22 protein-coding genes are annotated in these 20,778 nt (G+C 46.9%); 10 read left to right on the top strand and 12 right to left on the bottom strand.

Annotated features, from left to right (window positions below; translation table 11 throughout):
• Positions 1–247: 247 nt before the first annotated feature.
• Together QZW82_RS30235 and QZW82_RS30230 are read left to right on the top strand one after the other, a co-directional pair.
• On the top strand, positions 248–1,378 hold the full coding sequence (locus tag QZW82_RS30235) for a transposase (protein ID WP_363318861.1): 1,131 nt from the start codon (positions 248–250) through the stop codon (positions 1,376–1,378).
• Between the two features lie 811 nt (positions 1,379–2,189).
• The gene (locus QZW82_RS30230) at positions 2,190–2,780 is read left to right on the top strand and encodes a YdcF family protein (RefSeq protein ID WP_293157431.1); all 591 of its coding nucleotides are present in this window, start codon (positions 2,190–2,192) and stop codon (positions 2,778–2,780) included.
• Between the two features lie 227 nt (positions 2,781–3,007).
• On the opposite strand, the gene QZW82_RS30225 is transcribed toward QZW82_RS30230, so the two are convergent.
• The 6 genes from QZW82_RS30225 to plsX form a co-directional block, all read right to left on the bottom strand.
• Positions 3,008–3,646 (bottom strand): lysophospholipid acyltransferase family protein, encoded by a 639-nt coding sequence (locus QZW82_RS30225; protein ID WP_293157428.1) that lies wholly within the window; start codon positions 3,644–3,646, stop codon positions 3,008–3,010.
• Between the two features lie 176 nt (positions 3,647–3,822).
• Positions 3,823–4,770: a phosphate ABC transporter substrate-binding protein gene (locus QZW82_RS30220; RefSeq protein ID WP_293157425.1), complete on the bottom strand. Its 948-nt coding sequence runs from the start codon at positions 4,768–4,770 to the stop codon at positions 3,823–3,825.
• Positions 4,771–4,779: 9 nt separating this feature from the next.
• Positions 4,780–5,535: a PspA/IM30 family protein gene (locus tag QZW82_RS30215; RefSeq protein WP_293157422.1), complete on the bottom strand. Its 756-nt coding sequence runs from the start codon at positions 5,533–5,535 to the stop codon at positions 4,780–4,782.
• A gap of 202 nt (positions 5,536–5,737) precedes the next feature.
• Positions 5,738–6,619, bottom strand: coding sequence for an ACP S-malonyltransferase (gene fabD, locus QZW82_RS30210; RefSeq protein WP_293157419.1), 882 nt, complete (start codon positions 6,617–6,619; stop codon positions 5,738–5,740).
• 536 nt (positions 6,620–7,155) lie between these two features.
• Complete coding sequence (locus tag QZW82_RS30205) at positions 7,156–8,157, bottom strand: beta-ketoacyl-ACP synthase III (protein WP_293157417.1); 1,002 nt, start codon at positions 8,155–8,157, stop codon at positions 7,156–7,158.
• A 417-nt stretch (positions 8,158–8,574) separates the two neighbouring features.
• Complete coding sequence (gene plsX / locus QZW82_RS30200) at positions 8,575–9,627, bottom strand: phosphate acyltransferase PlsX (protein WP_293157414.1); 1,053 nt, start codon at positions 9,625–9,627, stop codon at positions 8,575–8,577.
• Between the two features lie 118 nt (positions 9,628–9,745).
• On the opposite strand from plsX, the gene QZW82_RS30195 reads away from it, so the two are divergent.
• From QZW82_RS30195 to QZW82_RS30185, 3 genes are all read left to right on the top strand, one after another.
• Complete coding sequence (locus QZW82_RS30195) at positions 9,746–9,985, top strand: hypothetical protein (protein WP_293157411.1); 240 nt, start codon at positions 9,746–9,748, stop codon at positions 9,983–9,985.
• 146 nt (positions 9,986–10,131) lie between these two features.
• A complete protein-coding gene (locus QZW82_RS30190; protein ID WP_293157408.1) occupies positions 10,132–10,272 on the top strand; it encodes a hypothetical protein in 141 nt (46 codons plus the stop codon).
• A gap of 15 nt (positions 10,273–10,287) precedes the next feature.
• A complete protein-coding gene (locus QZW82_RS30185) occupies positions 10,288–11,622 on the top strand; it encodes a D-alanyl-D-alanine carboxypeptidase (RefSeq protein ID WP_293157405.1) in 1,335 nt (444 codons plus the stop codon).
• Here the strand turns inward: QZW82_RS30185 and QZW82_RS30180 are convergent.
• Positions 11,570–11,800 carry a hypothetical protein gene (locus tag QZW82_RS30180; protein WP_293157403.1) on the bottom strand — a complete coding sequence of 77 codons (231 nt, stop codon included), beginning with the start codon at positions 11,798–11,800 and terminating at the stop codon, positions 11,570–11,572. The genes QZW82_RS30185 and QZW82_RS30180 overlap by 53 nt on opposite strands.
• Positions 11,801–11,840: 40 nt before the next feature.
• Here QZW82_RS30180 and rpsP point away from each other — a divergent pair, with 40 nt between their 5' ends.
• The 5 genes from rpsP to QZW82_RS30155 all read left to right on the top strand — a co-directional run bounded on the left by rpsP (position 11,841) and on the right by QZW82_RS30155 (position 15,800).
• Positions 11,841–12,125 carry a 30S ribosomal protein S16 gene (rpsP, locus tag QZW82_RS30175; RefSeq protein WP_293157400.1) on the top strand — a complete coding sequence of 95 codons (285 nt, stop codon included), beginning with the start codon at positions 11,841–11,843 and terminating at the stop codon, positions 12,123–12,125.
• Entirely contained in the window at positions 12,097–12,597 is a 501-nt protein-coding gene (locus tag QZW82_RS30170) for a KH domain-containing protein (protein WP_293157397.1), read from the top strand. The genes rpsP and QZW82_RS30170 overlap by 29 nt, the downstream gene beginning before the upstream one ends.
• A 735-nt stretch (positions 12,598–13,332) precedes the next feature.
• Positions 13,333–14,286, top strand: a complete 954-nt coding sequence (locus tag QZW82_RS30165) for a PhoH family protein (protein WP_293157394.1) — start codon at positions 13,333–13,335, stop codon at positions 14,284–14,286.
• 210 nt (positions 14,287–14,496) lie between these two features.
• On the top strand, positions 14,497–14,901 hold the full coding sequence (locus tag QZW82_RS30160) for a ChuX/HutX family heme-like substrate-binding protein (protein ID WP_293157391.1): 405 nt from the start codon (positions 14,497–14,499) through the stop codon (positions 14,899–14,901).
• Positions 14,902–15,020: 119 nt separating this feature from the next.
• The gene (locus QZW82_RS30155; RefSeq protein WP_293157388.1) at positions 15,021–15,800 is read left to right on the top strand and encodes a DUF6816 family protein; all 780 of its coding nucleotides are present in this window, start codon (positions 15,021–15,023) and stop codon (positions 15,798–15,800) included.
• Between the two features lies 1 nt (position 15,801).
• Here QZW82_RS30155 and QZW82_RS30150 read toward each other — a convergent pair whose 3' ends face one another.
• The 5 genes from QZW82_RS30150 to QZW82_RS30130 form a co-directional block, all read right to left on the bottom strand.
• Entirely contained in the window at positions 15,802–16,569 is a 768-nt protein-coding gene (locus tag QZW82_RS30150; protein WP_293157385.1) for a hypothetical protein, read from the bottom strand.
• A complete protein-coding gene (locus tag QZW82_RS30145) occupies positions 16,557–17,861 on the bottom strand; it encodes an AAA family ATPase (protein ID WP_293157382.1) in 1,305 nt (434 codons plus the stop codon). The genes QZW82_RS30150 and QZW82_RS30145 overlap by 13 nt, the downstream gene beginning before the upstream one ends.
• Positions 17,862–17,969: 108 nt before the next feature.
• A complete protein-coding gene (gene fabF, locus QZW82_RS30140; RefSeq protein ID WP_293157379.1) occupies positions 17,970–19,223 on the bottom strand; it encodes a beta-ketoacyl-ACP synthase II in 1,254 nt (417 codons plus the stop codon).
• 97 nt (positions 19,224–19,320) lie between these two features.
• Positions 19,321–19,575 (bottom strand): acyl carrier protein, encoded by a 255-nt coding sequence (gene acpP / locus QZW82_RS30135; RefSeq protein WP_194068168.1) that lies wholly within the window; start codon positions 19,573–19,575, stop codon positions 19,321–19,323.
• A gap of 374 nt (positions 19,576–19,949) precedes the next feature.
• Complete coding sequence (locus tag QZW82_RS30130; protein WP_293157370.1) at positions 19,950–20,357, bottom strand: GFA family protein; 408 nt, start codon at positions 20,355–20,357, stop codon at positions 19,950–19,952.
• Positions 20,358–20,778 lie beyond the last annotated feature (421 nt).

The following is a 20,778-nucleotide window of genomic DNA, read 5'->3' as shown; positions in this document are numbered from 1 at the left end:
TGCAGTAGTATATTGCAGGGTGACTTGTCTCGTGAAATAATATGAAGCGTCATGTCTCCTATTTTATAACACTTTTTTTACTCTGCTTACTTTTTTTCTCGGCTACCCCGAATTATTGAGCGGATACTAATTTTCTGTGTAACAGCAAACAGGGCGGGGTGCAGTCGAGGTTTTGACAATCTCTGTCTTCGTGGAAGCGAGTTACGATCGCTGTCTTACCATACATAAGTCGTGGTAAGATTGCCTGATGATAGTATACGAAGCCAAGTTGGAAGGAACAAATAGCCAGTATCGCAAGCTCGATGAAGTTTTGCGGACAGGTTTGTTTGTTCGTAACGCTTGTCTTCGCTACTGGATGGACGGTCACGCCAAAACTAGGAATGACCTCTCGGCTTATTGCAAAGTTCTTTCTGACAATCCCGATTTCCCTTGGGTTAGGAAGCTGAACTCGATGGCTCGTCAGGCTATGTCTGAAAGAACTTGGGCTGCAATATCCCGCTTTTTTGATAACTGCAAAGCCAAAAAAACAGGTAAAAAGGGATACCCAAAATTTAAGCGCCTTCAAATCAACCTGTCTGTAGAATATAAAACGACGGGATGGAAACTCTCTGAAGATAGGCGCCATATCACTTTCACTGATGGCTTTGAAGCTGGTCAGTTTAAGTTGTGGGGAACTCGCGATCTGCACTTTTATCAAATTTCGCAGATCAAGCGAGTCAGAGTTGTACGTCGTGCAGATGGATATTATGCTCAATTCTGCATTGACCATGACCGCAGAGAAAAACGCTCGCCTACCTTTAAGACTGTTGGCGTAGATGTTGGGCTCAACCATTTCTACACCGACTCTAACGGGGAAACAGTTGCCAATCCGCGTCATCTCCGTAAAAGTGAGAAGTCGTTGAAACGGTTGCAGCGTCGTTTGTCTAAGACTGAAAAAGGTTCTCAAAATCGAGCTAAGTTTAAAAACAAACTGGCTCGCAAACATCTCAAGGTAAGTCGCCAGCGTAAAGACTTTGCTGTGAAGGTAGCAAGGTGCGTAGTGATGTCTAACGACCTCGTGGCGTATGAAGACTTGAAGGTGCGGAATATGGTGAGGAACAGACATCTCGCCAAATCGATTTCTGATGCAGCGTGGACTCAGTTCCGTACATGGGTTGAGTATTTTGGTCAAGTATTTGGTGTGGTTACAGTCGCTGTTCCCCCCCACTACACATCCCAGAATTGCTCCAATTGTGGAAAGGTTGTCAAGAAATCTTTGAGCACTAGAACACATACTTGTTACCATTGCGGACATACCCAAGATCGGGACTGGAATGCTGCACGAAACATACTAGAAAAAGCATTAAGTACGGTGGGTCACATCGGAACTAACGCCTAGGCGAGAGAACGACCTCTGCTTCGGTGATGAAAATCCTCCAAGTAAGCCGACTCGTGGAAAGAGGAAGCCCAAAGAGCAATCTTTGGAATCCCCCGCTATATTCGATAATCCGAGTTAGCGGTGGGAAGATGTCAAGGTAGCGGTAAACTCACCGCAGCCGAAAACTTTGCCCGCATTGTCGGGAGAGTGGCTGCGGGCGATCGCTAATCATCCAAAATAAAAAATTCAAAATCGCCATTACCTGCTATAATCAAAACGGTTCAGCAACTGGGGCTGTGGCTCAGATGGATAGAGCAAGCGCCTCCTGAAGAATCGGGCACCCTGCGAGGAAACTCTGGGAGTGAATGTGGTCAAACTCAAGGAAGCCTAAGTCTGACAGCAGATACGGTAATCTTGAGCCAAGCTTTATCTAAATTTTGTTTAGGTAAGGAAGGTGCAGAGACTGGCTTTAGGAAGTAAACACCATAAAACCTCCTAAACATACGGCCACCACCTAAAGGCCGCAAGCCTACGGTGAAGGAATAGTCCGGAGAGTGGGGAAACTCACACAAATCTGAAGCGCTAGGTCGCCGGTTCGAACCCGGCCAGTCCCGTTAAAAATCAAGAACAATTAAAAGCAGAAGGGTAAACCCTAAGTTTTATCCTTCTGCTTTGCATATGCGTTAACCTGTATATTCAATCCAAAATCTAAAATCTAAAATCCTCTGACCATTGTTTAAATTTTAATTTTTAATTCCTGTTAGTGGGTTGTACGTGCGGTATTTTTTGTTATGGTTCCTGTGTCAGCTAAATAAAGTTTTTATAGGTTTAGATGTGGTTGAGAATAAATTTAAACAGGCGGCGTTACCCGCGTTTGAGGAATTCACTCAATTTTTGGTTCCTACTAGGGCTTTTGATGGCGTTTTGGTTTGGCTATCAGCAGCTTAAGAGCGAATTTCAGAGACCCCAAGCTTTGTTGGTTCTAGGTGGGGCTACGGAGCGAGAGGTGTTTGCCGCCAAATTTGCTCGATCGCACCCTCAATTGCCGATTTGGGTATCTTCTGGGAGCAATCCTGAGTTCGCGGAATGGGTCTTTTCAGAAGCGGGAATTAAGTCCGATCGCCTGCACTTAGACTACAGAGCAGTGGATACGGTAACAAACTTTACCACCTTGGTAGATGAACTGAAAGCTAAAGGGATTGAGAGCGTGTATCTCATCACTTCTGACGATCATATGCGGCGAGCTCAGATTATTGGCGAAATCGTGCTCGGCAGTCGAGGGATTAGTTTTAAGCCTGTAGCAGTTCCGTCTGGGCGAACCCCCGAACCGGTGCAAAAAGCTCTTCGCGACGGCGCTAGAGCCATTCTTTGGCTGACAACTGGTTATACGGGTGCTAACTTCAGCCAAGCCAGAATTGAATAGACAAAAATCGGACGGCGGTTGAAACCGCTTTTGACCTCTTACTCGTAGGCGAAGCCAGCGCGAAGCGCTTATGTGGCGAAGCGCCCGTCATCCGAGTAAGAGGTCAAACTACAAAAACGAATTCCGCCTCCGCGGAATGAAGAAAATAACGTAACTTTAACCGCCCGTTCTTCAACCCGCTTGGAGTGGGTTTTGTTTGTCTGGCGTGCGAATTCCATTCGCCCGGTTCAGCGACCCAAATCGTGCATAGCATTAATCTCAGTTGCACATCTTTGAGTCAGCGCTTCCAATTCCGCGCGATCCGACGAAGCGGGCGCCTCAATTAGCTTGCCAATTCGCACCGTCAGCGGCACCGGACGCGGCACTATCGAACCTTTGGACGCGATCGCGTCAGTTCCCCACAAACTAACAGGTAACAGCGGTGCTTTTGCCTTAGCAGCTATCAGCGCAGCCCCCAATTTCGGGTCAGTAATTCTACCGTCTGGTGTCCGAGTTCCCTGCAAAAATACACCCGTAGCCCATCCATTTTCTAAGGACTGGATAGCCGAGCGAATTGCACTGCGATCGGCACTTTCTCGCTTCACTGGATAAGCGCCGTAAAGCGTAATTGCCTGTTTCAAAATAGGAACTTTAAATAACTCTTCCTTCGCCATAAATGCCACTGGCCGCCTCATCGAACTAGATAAAATCGGCGGGTCAAAATCGCTGGCGTGATTGCTGACTACCACAAATGGGCCTTCTGCTGGCACATTTTCTGCACCGTAGATGCGCCCCCGAAAGTAAAGGTGCAGCATCGGGCTGACAATTGACCACTTAAATAAATAGTAAAGAAGTAAACTTTCGACTGGTTCGCGACTTTTGCTCACAGAAAACCTGAGATTTTAAATTACATCGAATATTAGCCTATCAGATGATTCGGCGGTTGAAACCGCTTCTACAAAAACAAAGCCCGCGCAACGCGAGGCTGAAGAATATAGTCCGCGGAGGCGGACTTTGTTTGTGTAGCGCCAGACTTCAGTCTGGCGAATTCTTTTGCCAACCTTCAATTTCCAGCCAGCATCGCTTTTTGTCCTTCAGGCGAAGTCGCGTAACCCAAGAAATCCTTAACCGCTTGGCTGGGGGGATTTTTGTAAGCGTAGTACAACTGGCGCTGATAGCGATAATTGGGGGCTTCCGGCGTCGTAGCGTCTACGGGGACAACTCGCACCGTTTTCTGATTGACAACTTGAGCGAAAGTGGCATAGCCGATGCCGTTGTTGCCTAAAGCTTGCAGCAGCGGAGTTGTCGCATCTCGATCGAGCGTACTAAAATTTGGCCCAGTACCAAAACTACCGCCTCCGAGCACTTGTTCTTTAAAAGTTTGGTGAGTTCCGCTAATTTCGGGCCTGTTAATTACCTTAATCTGGCCTGCTGGGCCGCCGACTTTCGACCAGTCTTGAGTAGTTCCCTTAAAGATATCTTGCACTTGAGCAGCAGTTAAGCCTCCCTGAAACGGGTTGTTAGTGCCGACTACGATCGCAATTCTATCTAAAGCAACGGGCACTGCTGCCAAACCCTTAGCTTGGTCTTGAGCATTCAAAGGGGTCGATATCGCGGCAATATCGGCTGTTCCCGCCACCAAATCCTGAATTCCTTTTGCAGAACCATTTGCTTTGGCATCGACTGTAGTGCCGGGAAACTTGGCTTGAAAGCCGTTCTTGAGGTTGAGATTGATTGTCACCATGCTGGTAGAACCGTCAATTCTCACCGCCGTGCCCGCAGGTACGGCAACTGGTAGTGCAAAGGAACTAGCAGCAACAGGCGATGCTGTACCGGCGACAGGCGCGACGGGAGGCAGATTGGCTCCACTACTGCCTGCGGGAGCGGGAGTGGGTGTATTATTAGCATCCTGTGCCGCTGGTTTGTTCAGAAAAAAGAACCAACCACCACCGGCGAGCAGCAGAAATAACAAAATAAAAACTATGGGCGGAGGCCCGCTACTCTTAGCCATAAATTCTCCTTAGTTGGGAAGTTGTTTATCGTCGGAATCGTCTAACATTTGCAGCCTGCGACTGACTTCATCATCTTCGGTCATGTTTTCTAATTCTGCCTGAAGTCTTTCTTGGGGGTTCTCAGATATTTCTGCTAAAGCTTGCTGTTCGAGGTTATGCTTTTCGACGGCATTTTTGGCTTGTTCAAATTGCGATCGAGCTGAATCAATATTAAGATCGTTGTTGACTTTGGATATGGCGCCGAGAGCTTCGTTAATCTCTGCCATATCTTTCATGTTTTGCATATCGGTTTTGTAGGCTTCCAGCTTCGTGCGCTCTCGATTCAGCTTGTCTTTGGAAGCGTTCACAAACTGTTCGGCTTGTTTTACTGCATCTTCGTACTGCGGCAGGATTCTTTCTATCTGAATTACCTTAGATATGGCTAAGCGGGCTGCTTCTTCGTTGCCGTTGCGGTTGGCTGTCTTGGCTTGGCGCTCTAAAGTTTGCATCTCTCTAACTTTTTCTTCATATTTTGTTTTGGTGCGCTGGTAGGCTGCAACTTGTTTAGAAACTGCTTCTGCGAGCTTTTGGACGGACTCTTGCATCGATCGCAGCGACTCTTCGGCCACCGCCACCGACACCTTACCGCCCGATTCTACGGGTATTCCCCAGAGCCAGTTCCACGTCCCGACGATCGTTCTACCTGCCTTTTCGCCCATCAGCCAGTAAAGGACTTTTTTCATAAAAAATACTAGATAAGCTTGGTTTTTACGCCTAGTGTACATCAAAAATTTGCCGATAGACCTCAAGGGCGATCGATATATAGATTATTTTTAATCGCGATTTTTAGCTGTTTGGATTGTCGAGCGGCAATTTGCACAACAGGTCATCGTAAAATTTTCCTGTTGTGCTATTTATTTTTCGGCAATTGTACGGCCAATTAACTCAATTTTACAGCCTACAGCTTAAGCATCGGTTAACAATAGATTAAGCTGGCAAATCTGCAAAACTGCTGACATTTACCAGCGCTAAATTGGGACAAGTCCGTTTGATCAAACCTGTGAGAACTTTGCCGGGGCCAATTTCCACGACGCGATCGATTCCTTGTTGTGGCAATTGCAGGGAGATTTCTCGCCAGCGCACGCCTTTAGTCATTTGATAATTCAACCGCTGTTTTAAAGTAGCTGCGCTAGTAGTCGCTGTCGGTTCTGAGTTGGAGAGTACCAGCATTTTAGCATCAGAAAACCTTGCCGACTTTAACGCTAGTTGAAAGTCTGCGGCCACTGATGCCATCAGGGGAGAGTGAAACGCACCGGAAACATTCAATTTAACCGCGCGTTTGACTTTTATTTTGGCTAGCAAATCTTCCACTGCTGCCGGCGTGCCAGAAATCACCACTTGTGCTTCGCTGTTGTCGTTGGCGAGCACCACATCTCGGCTGTATTGAATTTGCAGTTCTAATTCCTGCCTGTCGAAGCCGATCAACGCTACCATTTGCCCGCCGGAGGCAGTCTCCATCAGTTCGGCGCGGCGTTTGACTAAGCGCAATCCCGTTTCAAAATCAAAGACGCCTGCTGCGTACAGGGCAACATATTCTCCTAAACTGTGACCGGCAACTACTGCGGGTCGATCGCTCTTTTCTCGCATTAAGTCAGCCAAAATGCTTTCTACTACGAACAAGCAAGGCTGAGTGTAGAGAGTCTGAGATAGTTTTGCTTCTTCTTTTTGGCAAACTTCAGGGACAGACCAGCCTAAAATTTCTTTAGCCAGCTCAAATTTAGCTTTGGCTGCTGGCAAGTTTAATAAGTCTGCACCCATCCCGATCGCCTGGGAACCTTGTCCGGGAAATACCCATGCTGTTTTAGTCATTTTTCCGGTAATCTGCTAATTGGTGGTTGCTAAGAAAGTGATTGCAAAAATTCTTTGTTTCCCGCTTCTGAGTTCGCTGGCTGGTCTCCGCTATCTTTCGGTTCACGAACTATCTACTCGCGACTCACAATTATAACATATAACTGTGCTTTTTGGAGGTTTATATTTTTTTTGCTACTTTAATTCAGATCGATCGCCGTAGCACAATTTTCAACCTTCTAGCTGGGGAAAGTCGATGGCTACGCCCCGGCCCCGGCCTACGAACTTGCGCGAGAAATTTCCATTTCAGGACGCGCTTTTCCAGAACTCCTGTCTTCTAGTTGAACCCGTTGGGCGCGCACCTTACCCGATGTCTGTCGTGTTAAAGGATTTTTATTTTTCAATGGTTGCACTCCCGACTGTCAACAGGGCAAGTTTAAATTCGGAAAATATTATACGAGTTCCCCAAAATAATGAAACTGCTGGCCCTCGCTCCAACCCATAGTTCATCAGTAATTTCCCAATCAAAAATTGCCAATCGAAAATCGAAAATGGTATTACCTTCCCCATTGAAAAATCGCCGCCCCCCAGCTCAAACCTGCACCGAAACCAGCCGCAGCAATAGTCTCACCAGATTTAACTTTACCCAGACGCACCGATTCGTCTAAAGCAAGGGGAATTGAAGCTGCTGAGGTATTGCCGTAATTTGCTAAATTGCTGATTACTTTTTCCGGGGGAATCTTGAGTCTTTGGGCTACTGCATCGAGAATCCGTTGATTGGCTTGGTGCAACAGCAACCAGTCAATTTTTTCGGCGCTGATATTTGCCCGAAACATCGCTTTTTCTATGACTTCCGGCACTTTCTTGACGGCAAACCGATAGATTTCTTGACCGTTCATGGCGATCGGCTCAAATCCACCTTGTCCGATATTCACGCCCTCAATTAATGATTTTGACTCGGCTTTGTAGGCTAAATTGAGAGATGAATTTTGCGTGCCGTCGCTGCGAATTTCAAATCCCAAAAATCGATCGACCTCTGAAGCCTGCAATACCACCGCACCTGCACCGTCTCCAAATAAAATGCAAGTACCCCGATCTGACCAATTCACCCAGCGAGATAAAATATCTGCTCCGATCAGCAAAACATTTTGATAAACCCCTGTCCGAATGAATTGCGAGGCTGTAACTAAACCAAACACAAATCCCGAACAAGCTGCTGTCAAATCGAAAGCCACAGCTTTTGTAGCGCCCAACTGATATTGAATTTTGCCGGCAGTGCCGAACAAATCGTCAGGGCTTGATGTGGCCAAAATAATCAAATCGATATCTGTCGGCGAAATTTCTGCCATGGCGATCGCCCTGCGGGATGCCTCCGATGCCAAATCGCACAAAGAAGTGCGATCGTCCGCCAGCCTGCGCGATCGAATGCCCGTTCGCGCCGCAATCCACTCGTCAGACGTTTCTACAATCTGACTCAAACCGTTATTATCTAGCGAAACCTGCGGTGTACAAGAGCCGCTACCCGTGACGGCAATGCCGAACCCTGATTGCTGCAACATTCCTCTCCATTTATGAGCGATAAATCGAGAAATTAAAAATTAAAAAATTAAAATTAAAATTATTTTTAAACTTCTGAAATTACTTTGTTTTTAAGCAAAACCGTTGGTTTAAATCGGCATTTTTAATTTGACATTTTTAATTCTTAATTCCTTATAACGGTTTTCAACTGCTGTGAGGTAAGATCGAGCGCAATTCGCAATTCCCTTATATAAAAAGGAATCACGAACGCCCGCGAACTCTATGCCCAAGATCGTCTAATGCTAGGAAAGGCGAGACTGCTTCTAATTTACAAGAAAGAATTGGTTGAAAGCCGGAACCCTTTGAGGGAGAAATTAAAATCAGACTATTCATTACTCCAACCCTCTGACCTATAGGTAGAAGTGGCTCTCAAACTGTCAACTGTCAACTGTCAATTGTCAACTGTTGAAAGCTTCTTGTTCCACAGCGCTTTCGCGATTGGACGATCTAATTCGCTCCAGCACTTGGTTGTCAATAGCCCCTTTTGCCAAACGAATGGCATTAAAAATCGAGGCAGCTTGAGACGAACCGTGGCTGATAATGCAAACTCCAGCAACGCCCAACAGCAAACCGCCACCATGTTCAACGTGGTCTACCCGCTGCTTGAACCCCTTGAGGCTGTCTTGCAACATAGGATCGTTAATTTGATGTTGGAGCCCTTTGACCAACTCTTCCTTGAGCACCTGGACTACGACTTCGCCCACCGCTTCAGCAAACTTCAACAACACGTTGCCGACAAACCCGTCGCAGACAATCACGTCAAAGTTCCCCGACAGCACGTCGCGGCCTTCGGCATTGCCCACAAAAGGAATGTTCGGATTGTCCGCCAATAACTGATGGGTGCGTACCGCAGCGTCGTTGCCTTTAGAAGGTTCTTCGCCAATGTTTAGCAGGCCGATTTTTGGTTCGGCGACGCCCAGCACGCACTGGCTGTAAATAGTTCCCATCAGAGCAAACTGCTCCAAAAATTTGGGGCGGCAGTCCACATTAGCGCCGACATCGAGAATGAGTACAGAGGTACCCGGTACCATTGTCGGCAAAACCGCACCGATCGCGGGGCGATCGATTCCAGGTAGCCGCCCCAACCTCAGTAGGGCAGCCGCCATTGCCGCACCGGAGTGACCGGCGGACACCACAGCATCAGCCTGCTGCTGCTTCACCAAGTTCATGGCTACGTTAATCGAAGCTTTGGGCTTGCGTTTGAGGGCACTTAGAGGTTCTTCGTGCATTTCCACCGTTCCTTCTGAAGGAACGATTTCTAGCTGACCTGTAGAGACGCGGCCGATCGCGTCTTGAAGACGTAGCGAGTCTTCTATTTGCTGCGGGTCGCCCACCAGCAAAATCTCTACGCCTAATTCTTCTTGTGCCTTAAGCGCTCCAGCTACAACTTCGGCGGGGGCATGATCCCCACCCATAGCGTCTATTGCAATTCTTGCGCGTGTCGATCCCATTGACCAATGTTTGAGAAACACTAAAAATTCTACCAGGAAGTCAGCCGATTTTCGTATTGGAGCATTGGAGATTGAGTTACAGCCTTAAATCTGGGATCGGCAACTTGGGTCTAAAATTTTGGGAGCATCCACGAATGGCGTCGGGGCGTTGTACCCGTTTCTTGCGGATCGTGAGCCTGCATCCAGAAGTGCCAATAAATCGCTAAAATCTGCTCCTGCTCGATCGGACGATCGCTATTTCTGCATACAGAAGTGCGAATCGATCGCTAAAATCTGCTCGCGCTCGATCGGACGATCGCTATTTCGCACTACTCTGATAGAGTTTGTCGCGACTTTACTATTGTTGACTGCCAATTAAAAAACTCAACGGAATAGTTTACATGACCCGCCCAACAACGGGTACTTGCTTTCCGACACTCGTCGGGAACCCCAAAATTTTAGATCCTAGTTCCGCCTCCCAGATTGAAATGTCGAGTAATTCTCAAATCTCAAATCTCAAATCGATTGACTCACCAGAAAGAATTGGTTGAAAGCCGGAACCTTTTGAGGGAGAAATTAAAATCTGACTATACTCCAATCCTCGGACTTAAGGGTAGAGGTCGCTATCAAACTGTCAACTGTCAACTGTCAACTGTCAACTGTTGAATATAGGAGTAAAAAATGCTGGATTTATTTAGCTCAGGAATCATGTCTCTGTGGCTGGACATGGCTGGGGTACGCAGTGCCGCGCCCAATGCTGTGTCGCTACTGGCTTGGCGGGGAGGGATACCCGGGTTAGTGGTGGCCGAAGAGCTGGCTTTTGGAGGAGTAGATGCAGCAAATCGAGACTTGCCGACATCCGCCGCAGTGGAGGAATATTTAAAAGATTTGAAGGCAAAACATCTGATAGACGGCAATCAGGGAGTTTGGGTACAAGCCGGAATGGTGCCACTGGTAAGTCAGCAGGGAAAGGTACTGATGCCAGGGGCTTCGCTGACTAAAATTGCAACTTCTCTGGCTTCGCTGGAAACTTGGGGCACCGAGCATCAGTTTGAAACACGGTTCCGGGGAACCGGGCCGATTAGGAATGGGGTGTTGCAAGGAGATTTGGTTGTCAGTGGTGGTGGCGATCCGTTGTTTGTGTGGGAAGAGGCGATCGCCGTGGGTAATGCTCTCAATCAAATGGGTATCGATCGCGTCGCGGGCAACTTAGTGGTGACAGGCAATTTCCGCATGAATTACCAGTCCGATCCTTTGGCTGCGGGGGAGGGTCTGCGGCAGGCTCTCGATGGGCGCAGTTGGCCTTCTGACGTGGTGGCAATATATTCTAAGATGGCTCGGGGAACCAGAAAGCCGCAAGTAACGATCGCCGGCAGGGTGATTGCTGAAAAATTTGTGAGTTCGGGACATTTGCTGCTGAAGCGCCGATCGCTCCCTTTACCCGAAATTCTCAAGCAGATGAACGTCCACAGCGACAATGAAATCGCTCAGATACTGGCAGACAATTTGGGCGGGCACAAAATAGTGCAGCAGCAAGCGACTTGGGCGGCGGGGGTGCCGGCGGCGGAACTTCAATTAATTAACGGTTCGGGATTGGGAGTGGAAAATCGGATGTCTCCGAGGGCTGCTTGCGGGATGATGCAGGCGATCGCGCGCAACCTTCAGACTACGGGGCTAACTGTTGCTGACTTGTTTCCGGTGTCCGGGCGCGATAAAGGAACTTTGGAACACCGGCACATTCCGCCGTCGGCTGTGGTGAAAACAGGTACCTTAGATACGGTGATTGCTTTGGCTGGAGCCATACCCACGCGCGATCGGGGTTTAGTTTGGTTTGCAATTATTAATCGCGGCACCGATTGGGACTCTTTGAGAGCGCAGCAAGATATATTTCTGCAAAAATTGGTGCAGCAGTGGGGTACTGCACCGGCCCTGCCGCTAGCAATTACACCGCACATTGACGGCGCTAAACCTGCTTTGGGGGCAGCAAATCGCAGCGATATTTTGCTCGGAGGTTAACGTCAGTTGACAGTTGACAGTTGGCAGATTCATGCCCGATGCCCGATGCCCGATGCCCGATGCCCGATGCCCGATGCTCGATGCCCTGGGAAGGCCGATGCCCGATGCCCTGGGAAGGCCGATGCCCGATGCCCTGGGAAGGCCGATGCCCCACAGCATAATATGAGATTTCGCGCATAGAGTATGTCACAATTGGGATAGGACTATTGTGCAAGAAGATGATCAAACTGCGATTGAAGAGATACGGGAAAAAACGCGAGACCAGCTACCGGATTGTAGCGATGAACAGCTCTACCCGCCGCGACGGCCGTCCCCTAGAAGAACTCGGCTTCTACAACCCCAGAAATAATGAAACCAGGCTGGATGTTCCAGCGATTGTCAAGCGCCTGCAAGAAGGCGCTCAGCCAACTGACACCGTGCGTGACATCCTGAGAAAAGCGAATGTATTTGAACAAGTCGGAGCCGGAGCCAACGTTGAATCCAGCACAGCAGCAGTCAGCTAGTCCCAACTATGCTGGACTGGTTAAGTTTTTAATTGGGTCTTTTTTAGAGTCGCCCGGCTCTTTGCGAGTTGATTGCGAACTGCACCCGCGCCAATCCCGGGTCTGGGTTCGACTCGCTTTTGAAGATCCCGATAAAGGGCGGGTTTACGGTAGGGGCGGACGCAATATTCAGGCAATAAGAACTACCCTCGAAGCGGTGGCGCAAACGGCGGGTCAGTCGCTGTACTTAGATATATACGATGGCGAAGCAGGCGATCGCAACTCCGGGCTACCTAGGGGCGATCGCGATCGTCCGGATCGCGATCGTCCGGATCGCGATCGTCCGGATCGCGGTAGGCGCGATGGGGGAGACTTCCGACCTCGGAGTGGGCCTCCGTCGCCGACTCCCTTACCTAGCAGAACCCCGAGAGAACAACCTCGCCGTACTAACACACCTACGTTTAGAACGAGCAGAAATACTCCCGGTTATTAACTGTTCTGCTGAGTCAGTAACTCAGCTCTAAAGAGACTGAGCTTGTAAGAAATTGCAAGCTGTACTGACCAGCCTAAGTCTTAACTGACTACGTTATTTGAGTCACGACACCAAGCGAATGCGAAGCTAGTTCCTTGCTCTGTCATCTGCAATTAAACAGTCTTAAAGTCACTGAGGCAGTGTTGCAGGTCTCTCAAGCTCTTATAACATTGGCGAAGCTAACATTACCCGAAAGGGATTCGGAGACAACCATATCTCCACAGAGGGGCAACCATACCCCTCTACCCCGCAAGGGGGATTCAAGGCGATTGAAATCGCTCTTGGAGTTTTCCTCTCAGGTCTAAAGACTCGCTCGTTTCCCACTTACCGAGTGTTTTTATGAGAGACAATTTTAGATTTTAGATTGCCTGTTGTAGACTTTGTGTTACAAACCCTGTTTGATTTGAGATTGCCAGTTTTGCGATCGGACAAAAATGTAAAATTTTAAATCTAAAATCTCAGCGGGATCGGGTAAATCTAAAATCTAAAATCTAAAATCTAAAATCTAAAATCTAAAGTTGCCTGACTTCAAAGAAGGGAGATTTGATTTGTGCCTCAAGCACCAAACTCATTTGCGATTTAAACAGAAAAGACGCCTTAGATACTAGGTAAAATCTAGTACCGGGCGTCTTTTTGTTCGTAAAACAAAGCTGATTGTTAACTTTTAATTACTTACTTGGAGGAGCTCATGCTGGCATGACTGAAAAACTAACAATAGAGTTACCGAGCAATCAAAGCGCTATGTCGCTGGCTGGCAATCAAGAAGAAAACTTGAAAATTATCTCTAAGCAAACCGGCGCCAACCTCGTAATGCGAGGGCAAGAACTGCTGATTTCCGGCACAAAAACTCAAGTAGAATTGTGTCATAAATTAGTGCGATCGCTCTCCGACTATTGGAAATCCGGCAAAACCATCACCGGAGTAGAAATCCAAACAGCGCGCTACGCATTGGATACCAACCGCCAAGAAGATTTGCAAGACTTGCAACGAGACGTACTCGCCAAAACCCGCCGCGGCGAAGAAATAAGAGCCAAAACCTTCAAACAGCGGCAGTACGTCCAAGCAGTACGCACCCACGACTTAACATTTTGCATCGGCCCCGCTGGTACTGGAAAAACATTTCTAGCAGCTATTTTCGCAGTGCAAGCACTGTTAAGCAAGCAGTACGAACGACTGATTTTAACCAGGCCCGCCGTAGAAGCAGGGGAAAAATTAGGATTTTTGCCAGGAGATTTGCAACAAAAAGTCGATCCCTATTTGCGCCCGCTATACGACGCCCTCCAAGAAATAATCGACCCCGAAAAAATGGCCGATTTAATGGAAAGAGGCTTAATCGAAGTAGCTCCTTTAGCTTATATGCGAGGGCGTACTCTCAGCAATGCTTTCGTCATTTTGGACGAAGCTCAAAATACAACACCTGCTCAGATGAAAATGGTGTTGACTCGTCTGGGCTTTCGATCGAAAATGGTAGTGACGGGCGATATCACTCAAACAGATTTGCCACCAAACCAACAGTCGGGACTGTCAGTTGCCCAAAAAATTCTGGGTAACGTTGAAGGCATTGCTTTCTGTGAATTCAATCAGTCAGATGTGGTGAGACACCCGCTAGTACAGCGGATTGTCGCTGCTTACGAATTGCACGAAAAATAGTCAGTAGTCAGTTGATAGTTGACAGTTGACAGTTGTAGGGGCAGTGGATGGTGCGGGCCTGCCCTCTTAGTTGACAGTTGACAGTTGACAGTTGACAGTTGACAGTTGTCATTGGTTGTTATTGGTTACTGGTTCTAATTTCCAATGCCCTAATGCCCAATGCCCCATGCCCCATGCCCAATTCCCAATTCCCAATTCCCAAATTAAATTATGCCTAACCTGAAAGAATTCTTAGAAGCTTGCGAAAAATTGGGAACGCTGCGTTTGATCGTGACTAGCAGCGCCGCTGTACTGGAAGTGCGCGGTTCAATTCACAAGCTGTTTTATGCAGAGTTGCCCAAGGGAAAATATGCAAATATGCACGCCGAAATATTTGAGTTCCATCTAAATATGGACAAAATTAAACAAGTGAAATTTGAGACTGGCGAGGCAAAAAGAGGCAATTTTACAACTTATGCAATTCGTTTTCTGGACGAGCAAAATGATGCTGCGTTGAGCGCGTTTTTGCAGTGGGGAAAACCTGGTGAATACGAACCAGGACAGGTGGAAAACTGGCACGAATTGAAGGAAAAATACGGGGAGGTTTGGGAACCTACACCAGTTGAGGCAATTTAAAACCAACAGACAAAAAAGGTTCGTAGTGAGGACTTCAGTCCGCAAAAAGAAGGACTGAAGTCCTCACTACGAACGAATTAGAGAAAAATATAAAGTTAGCTGTGTGAATGTAATTTGGTATGAAGGTAATTTGGGGTTTTTGTCTGGTTTTACTGGTGTTGCTGTGGGGTGGCGGTGCGAGGGCGGGGGTTTTGGGCGATCGCATTTCCAGTTTTCCCAATTGGGATAGCAAGCCTCCCATCGGCGCAGCTAAGGGAGATTTAGTGTATCCAGACTGGATGGCTGGCAGTTGGAATGCTGCCAGCACTTTAATAGATTTAGCATCTCCTTTAGCCCCAAATATTGTCACGCCTGGATTTGAAAAAAACCGCCAGTATTTGCAGCAGCCAGTATTGTTTAAAGTTCGATTTCAACCTGAAAAAAATATTGGCTTAATTTCTAATTATATATCTAAAAAAGCTCCTAAAATTGTAGCCGATCGCAATTTTAACGGTTTAAACATCGCCAAAGCCTATTTAGGCAACGGTGGCGTACTTTCGGTGAAAGTCGATCCGAACAATCCCAACCGTCAGATTACCATACTCAAGGGCGATCGCCAACTGATCTCGATTGTCACCAGTCGCGGCACAGAAACGCCGAATCCTCGGGAGTTTGTATCTACAGAAATTTCTCAGCAGGTGTTTCGGGGCGAGACTGATATTTATTTAAACGAAGTGGAAACAACAACGGCTTATCGAGTGATTGGAAGCGGGGAAAATGGATCTTCTGGGAGTAAAAAAATTGTAGCGGATCAGGTGACAGCGATTTATTTGTCGCCACAAGACCCGGATTATTTTGCTGCTGGGGGGCATCCTGTGGCTTTGTACCGATATCGCTTGGAGTTGTCACGGGGAGAATAGGCTAAGAAGAACGACAAAAATTATTGAGCTTGTTATAGAGTTCGCGAAATAACGGACATTTTTTCTGGACTTCATTTGGGTCGATTTTTCTCAAGAGCGAAGGAGTATGATCTCCTTTAGAAAAGCGTGGTCTATCGACATTGCTAAAGGGTGGTCGTCGATCGCCATTGCTGCTATCTTCATCTTCAACGGTATTTTTAACGGTTGTGGACTCAATTAATGTGTCTGATAGCTTGTCTTGACAGCAATCTTTTTTACGATCGTATTCACTAAATGATTCGGGATTATCAAAAGGAACATTTTTTTCTTGACTCAGCCACCAACGCATCCATTGGTGTCGGCCTCGAAAATCTGGATGTTTAGCTATTGAATTATTCCAATCAGCAATAATCCAAGCTTCGATTTCTGGTGCCGCAAACCCAACAAATTTTTCGATGTCAGCACATTCTCGTATTTTTGATATCTCTGACAATATTTTGGATTTTTGTGTCTGAGAATCGCGACAATCCAAATCATCGAAAACTAAAATCAAGTCGCATTTATTTGGTTCTGCTTTTAAGGCGATCGGCAATTCTTGCTTGATTTGCTCGATTAAGCTTTGACCGGTTCTTCCATAACTACCTGCTTTATTAGGTTTAGGGCCAGGTTTTTGACGAACTGGTGTTTTTCGTATAAAAATACACCCTGGAAAAGTTTTTTCTAAAAAAGGAATTAATCCTCTAACCTCAGATTCACCGCCACCAGAGAAAACCCACACTACCACGGCCATCCTCCAATACTGGGATCGCCAACACGATATAAGTCGCCTAATTGCCATCCCTCTTCAAGTTTTTGTTCCAGCATTTCTTTTGAAAGAGATTTGACTGAGAAATGCGTTCTATTTTCAGAATAAAAACAAAGAACATTTTCTAAACGATCGGTAAAGTGATCTAAAAGGTCGGGGCTATGGGTGGTAATAATTATCTGAGTTTTTCTCGCAGCTTTTTTAATCCACTCAGCTAAAATTGGCATCCACGATACGTGCAATCCTAATTCCGGTTCATCAATGACTATCAAAGAAGGAAGCAGTGGAGAATGTAAGATAGTTGCCCAACAAAGCATCCTTACTGTTCCATCTGACATTTCATTAAGGTAAAATGCTTCTTTGATACCTTCAAAATGCCATTCTACAGTGAGAGATAAGCGACCAGAACGTACAGGTCTAAGGCGACGAGTTTTTGGTAATATCGATTTCATCGCCTCGTTCAGGCTATCTTCAAAGTCGATATTGTGGCTTAAATTCTCCAAAACTAAGGGCAGATTATCTCCAGATGCAGATAGGTAAATATCACTTCCACCTATTTTAGGCTCTACGGTTCTAATTAAATTCAAATTCATGTTATTGGCATTATAAAATTGCCATTTTGAAATAAATTCAATTAATTCTCTTCTAATTTTGTAAACGGGTGTATTTTCTGGGGGAAATTGACTATTTTCAAGGAGTATAGGAATTGTCAATAAACCCAAAGAATTTGTAGGAATGTTATCTAAAAGTTGAACCTGAGTTGACTCTTGACCGGGAGAATTGTTAACATATAAAAAGCCTTGCCCTAATTCTCTTTCATGTAATTCATAGTAATAGAAAGGTTGCTTGCTGGAAGAAGTTTCCTGCAAATCTTCTCCGCCATACAGATATTCTTCAGAGAGGCTCGCCCTTACTTTTTGTCGATCGATATAAAGTTTGAAATCAAGAATTGCGCTGTCTTTTTGAAGATTACCAGTTTGGTTAATTTGCGAAAAACAGTAAGCAATACTGACTTTTGCTGGACTTTCAACATTGACATCTAAGATTTTATCGCCACCAAATTTAGAAATAGCATCCTCAAAACTACTCACGCCTCGATTTTCGTCGGGCATAGCAATTAGGCAATCTTTTAAAAATTTTAAACAACTAATGAAATTGCTTTTGCCTGAACCGTTTGAGCCGATAAATATATTAAGGTTGTTTAAATTTACAGATGGATCTAGGTGTAAATTTTTATAATTCTTGGTTGTCAGAAATCGAATAATTGGTTGATTCATACGATCGCTCCGGTTATACTTCAGAAAGTTAGGGCAGGCAAGATGCCTACCCTACAAAGGTGAAAAATTGATTTTTCACCTTTTAACTCTCGACTTTCAAATTGTCCGTTACTGCACAAACTTCTTGAATGCCAGTGTCACGTTGTGGCCGCCGAATCCAAAGGAATTCGACAGCGCTACGTCAACTTTTAGATCGCGACTGGTATGGGGAACATAGTCCAAATCGCACTCAGGATCGGGATTTTCTAGATTGATTGTCGGCGGGACTTTATCGTTGGCGATCGCCATTACAGTTGCCACCGCCTCAATTCCCCCAGAACCGCCCAAAAGATGGCCGGTCATGGACTTGGTAGAACTAATTGCTACTTTGTAAGCGCTTTCTCCCAAAACCTTCTTAATTGCCTTCGTTTCCGTAGAATCGTTAGGAAGCGTACTCGTGCCGTGAGCGTTGATATAGCTCACTCGATCCGGCGTCAAACCTGCATCCTTGAGGGCTAAAGCGATCGCCCGGGATGCACCTTCGCCCCCCGGTACTGGGGATGTCATGTGATACGCATCGCAGGTTAAACCGTAGCCGACGATTTCTGCGTAAATTCTGACCCCTCGTGCCAAAGCGTGTTCCATTTCTTCTAAAAGCAGAATGCCAGCACCTTCGCCGACGACAAAACCATCGCGATCGCGATCGAACGGACGGCAAGCATGAGTCGGGTCATCATTGCGAGTCGAAAGCGCCCTCGCCGCAGCAAAACCCGCCACACACAAAGGAGTTACCGCCGCTTCGGTACCGCCGCAAATCATGGCTTGCGCGTAACCGCCCTGAACTAGGCGAAACGCATCGCCCACCGCGTTTGAGCCGGCAGCGCAGGCTGTCACCGTGCAAGAGTTCGGCCCCTTGGCGCCCGTTTGAATCGCCGTCAGGCCTGCGGCCATATTCGCAATCATCATGGGAATCATAAACGGGCTGCATCGATCGGGGCCGCGAGTCAAATAGATCTCTTGTTGGTCTTCTAAAACCTTCAGGCCACCAATGCCGGTGCCAAGAATGACACCCACCTGTTCTGCGTTCAGGTCGTTAATCTCAAACTTCGCATCAGCCAGAGCTTGTTTGCTCGCTGATACCCCAAATTGAGCAAAGCGATCCATCCGCTTTGCTTCCTTGCGCTCTAAATACTCGTGAGGGTCGTAACCCTTCACCTCTCCAGCAATCCGGCAGTCGTGCCGCGACGCATCGAACAAGGTGATCGGGCCGATGCCATTCTTCCCGGCCAGCAAACCGTCCCAATATTCAGACAAGGTATTGCCGATCGGTGTAATCGCGCCGAGACCCGTGATAACAACGCGCTTACGCTCTAAATTTGTCATGATTTCAGTTTCAAAAAATTAAACACCCAGAACGCAGAACAAAAGAGGAGTTGTTAGTTTTTTAACTTCTCTCCTCTTAGGGGAAAAGACAGGTATTTTATGCTTTTGGAGCTGCAAGTTTGCTGCTGATGAAATCTACAGAAGCTTGAACCGTGGTAATTGCTTCGGCTGCTTCGTCGGGAATTTCAATATCAAACTCTTCTTCCAAGGCCATGACCAGCTCGACTGTATCTAAGGAATCTGCTCCTAAATCGTTAGCAAAGTTAGCTTCTGGCTTGACTTCGCTCGGATCGACTTCCAGTTGATCGGCCACAATTTTCTTGACTCTGGCAAAAATGTCGTCTTGACTCATAAAAAACTCCAGTAAGTATAAAAACCCTGTGTCGTCAGACTAGGGTAAAACACGGCATTGGTTGCTGCGTATCTGATCTTATCCGAAAGGGGGATCTTCGGGAAAAAGGCTTGCCGCTTTTCTAACTGACCCTCTGTGTAGCGAGTGGGCCGTGGGCGTTGGTGTCAATTTAAGGACTGTTGGGGGCGTGCGATCGCTATGGCTGTCTGGGATTTGCGGGAAACTGTATCGATCGGGATAAAAACTTCCCACAAACCTTTACCCTAAGGCATATAAGCTGGATCGATCGCGCGATCGCCAGGAGAGCCGATAAATCTTTGTTTGATTAGGCTGATGGTTAAAAGGCTTGCAGCCTTTTAGATCTCAAATGGGTTCTATAGATGCCTTGTCTCGGCTGGAGGCGCATCCCAGTTGTTGTGGAGGCCATCAGAAAATCGAATGGGCGCTTCAATGAGTTCCGTTGGATCGGCGTTATCGAGGGCGGCCAATTGCACTGCAACATAGTCACCGCCAATCTGTTCGTGGTGTCCGCGTGCAAAGCAGCGCACGCCGCAGTGCTTGCAAAAAAGATGATGTCCAGTCTTTGTATTGAACTGGTAGTCGCTCAAATCGCGATCGCCCGATAGCAATCGGAATGCGTTGGGCTTGATGATGGCGTTCCAATTCCGCGTTTTCGTGCATATCGAACAGTTGCATTTGTTTGTGCCCAAGTTCAAGTCGATGTCGGCTTCAAATCGAACTGCGCCGCAATGGCAACTCCCAATAAAGGTTTTGAGCGTCATAATTTCCCAAGAGGTTGTCGTCCGAAAAGTGTACGGGCTTTGATGGCGATTGTCTGAGACTACTTCAGGTACGGGTTCTCTCCGTCAGGCCCAACCTACTTGACATCTCCCCATGCCTAAAGGCGAGGGGATTCACAAGACCACAATTTAAGTCTTATAGGTGCTGACAAATCACCTCTACCAACTCCACTTAGATCCAATCCAAGCATTGTTGCTACTTTACGACCAATATTTGCACACCCATTGCAGTCTGCATTAATTAGCCATCCCTTCGCAGTCCGATACAATCCACGTTTAATTCTGGTTCCCGAAGCTTTCCACCCTTCGGGTTTTTCGCCGAATTTAGGCAGTTCGTCAGCATCAAGAAAAGAAGTTTTTGAAGTATAGGATTCTTCGGTTTCTACAAATTTGATGACCTACT

The organism is Microcoleus sp. bin48.metabat.b7b8b9.023 (genome assembly GCF_013299185.1).
Lineage (GTDB): Bacteria > Cyanobacteriota > Cyanobacteriia > Cyanobacteriales > Microcoleaceae > Microcoleus.
The sequence above is the reverse complement of the archived record's forward strand: the minus strand, read 5'-3'. Positions and strand labels throughout refer to the sequence as shown.

What these genes read in the sequence shown, in the direction of transcription:
- QZW82_RS30145 (WP_293157382.1), bottom strand. Translation starts at nt 17,861, where the DNA reads ATGAATCAACCAATTATTCGATTTCTGACAACCAAGAATTATAAAAAT.
- QZW82_RS30165 (WP_293157394.1), top strand. Translation starts at nt 13,333, where the DNA reads ATGACTGAAAAACTAACAATAGAGTTACCGAGCAATCAAAGCGCTATG.
- fabD (WP_293157419.1), bottom strand. Translation starts at nt 6,619, where the DNA reads ATGACTAAAACAGCATGGGTATTTCCCGGACAAGGTTCCCAGGCGATC.
- QZW82_RS30155 (WP_293157388.1), top strand. Translation starts at nt 15,021, where the DNA reads ATGAAGGTAATTTGGGGTTTTTGTCTGGTTTTACTGGTGTTGCTGTGG.
- acpP (WP_194068168.1), bottom strand. Translation starts at nt 19,575, where the DNA reads ATGAGTCAAGACGACATTTTTGCCAGAGTCAAGAAAATTGTGGCCGAT.
- QZW82_RS30130 (WP_293157370.1), bottom strand. Translation starts at nt 20,357, where the DNA reads ATGACGCTCAAAACCTTTATTGGGAGTTGCCATTGCGGCGCAGTTCGA.
- QZW82_RS30215 (WP_293157422.1), bottom strand. Translation starts at nt 5,535, where the DNA reads ATGTACACTAGGCGTAAAAACCAAGCTTATCTAGTATTTTTTATGAAA.
- rpsP (WP_293157400.1), top strand. Translation starts at nt 11,841, where the DNA reads ATGATCAAACTGCGATTGAAGAGATACGGGAAAAAACGCGAGACCAGC.
- QZW82_RS30180 (WP_293157403.1), bottom strand. Translation starts at nt 11,800, where the DNA reads ATGCGCGAAATCTCATATTATGCTGTGGGGCATCGGCCTTCCCAGGGC.
- fabF (WP_293157379.1), bottom strand. Translation starts at nt 19,223, where the DNA reads ATGACAAATTTAGAGCGTAAGCGCGTTGTTATCACGGGTCTCGGCGCG.
- plsX (WP_293157414.1), bottom strand. Translation starts at nt 9,627, where the DNA reads ATGGGATCGACACGCGCAAGAATTGCAATAGACGCTATGGGTGGGGAT.
- QZW82_RS30150 (WP_293157385.1), bottom strand. Translation starts at nt 16,569, where the DNA reads ATGGCCGTGGTAGTGTGGGTTTTCTCTGGTGGCGGTGAATCTGAGGTT.
- QZW82_RS30230 (WP_293157431.1), top strand. Translation starts at nt 2,190, where the DNA reads ATGTGGTTGAGAATAAATTTAAACAGGCGGCGTTACCCGCGTTTGAGG.
- QZW82_RS30205 (WP_293157417.1), bottom strand. Translation starts at nt 8,157, where the DNA reads ATGTTGCAGCAATCAGGGTTCGGCATTGCCGTCACGGGTAGCGGCTCT.
- QZW82_RS30160 (WP_293157391.1), top strand. Translation starts at nt 14,497, where the DNA reads ATGCCTAACCTGAAAGAATTCTTAGAAGCTTGCGAAAAATTGGGAACG.
- QZW82_RS30185 (WP_293157405.1), top strand. Translation starts at nt 10,288, where the DNA reads ATGCTGGATTTATTTAGCTCAGGAATCATGTCTCTGTGGCTGGACATG.
- QZW82_RS30220 (WP_293157425.1), bottom strand. Translation starts at nt 4,770, where the DNA reads ATGGCTAAGAGTAGCGGGCCTCCGCCCATAGTTTTTATTTTGTTATTT.
- QZW82_RS30235 (WP_363318861.1), top strand. Translation starts at nt 248, where the DNA reads ATGATAGTATACGAAGCCAAGTTGGAAGGAACAAATAGCCAGTATCGC.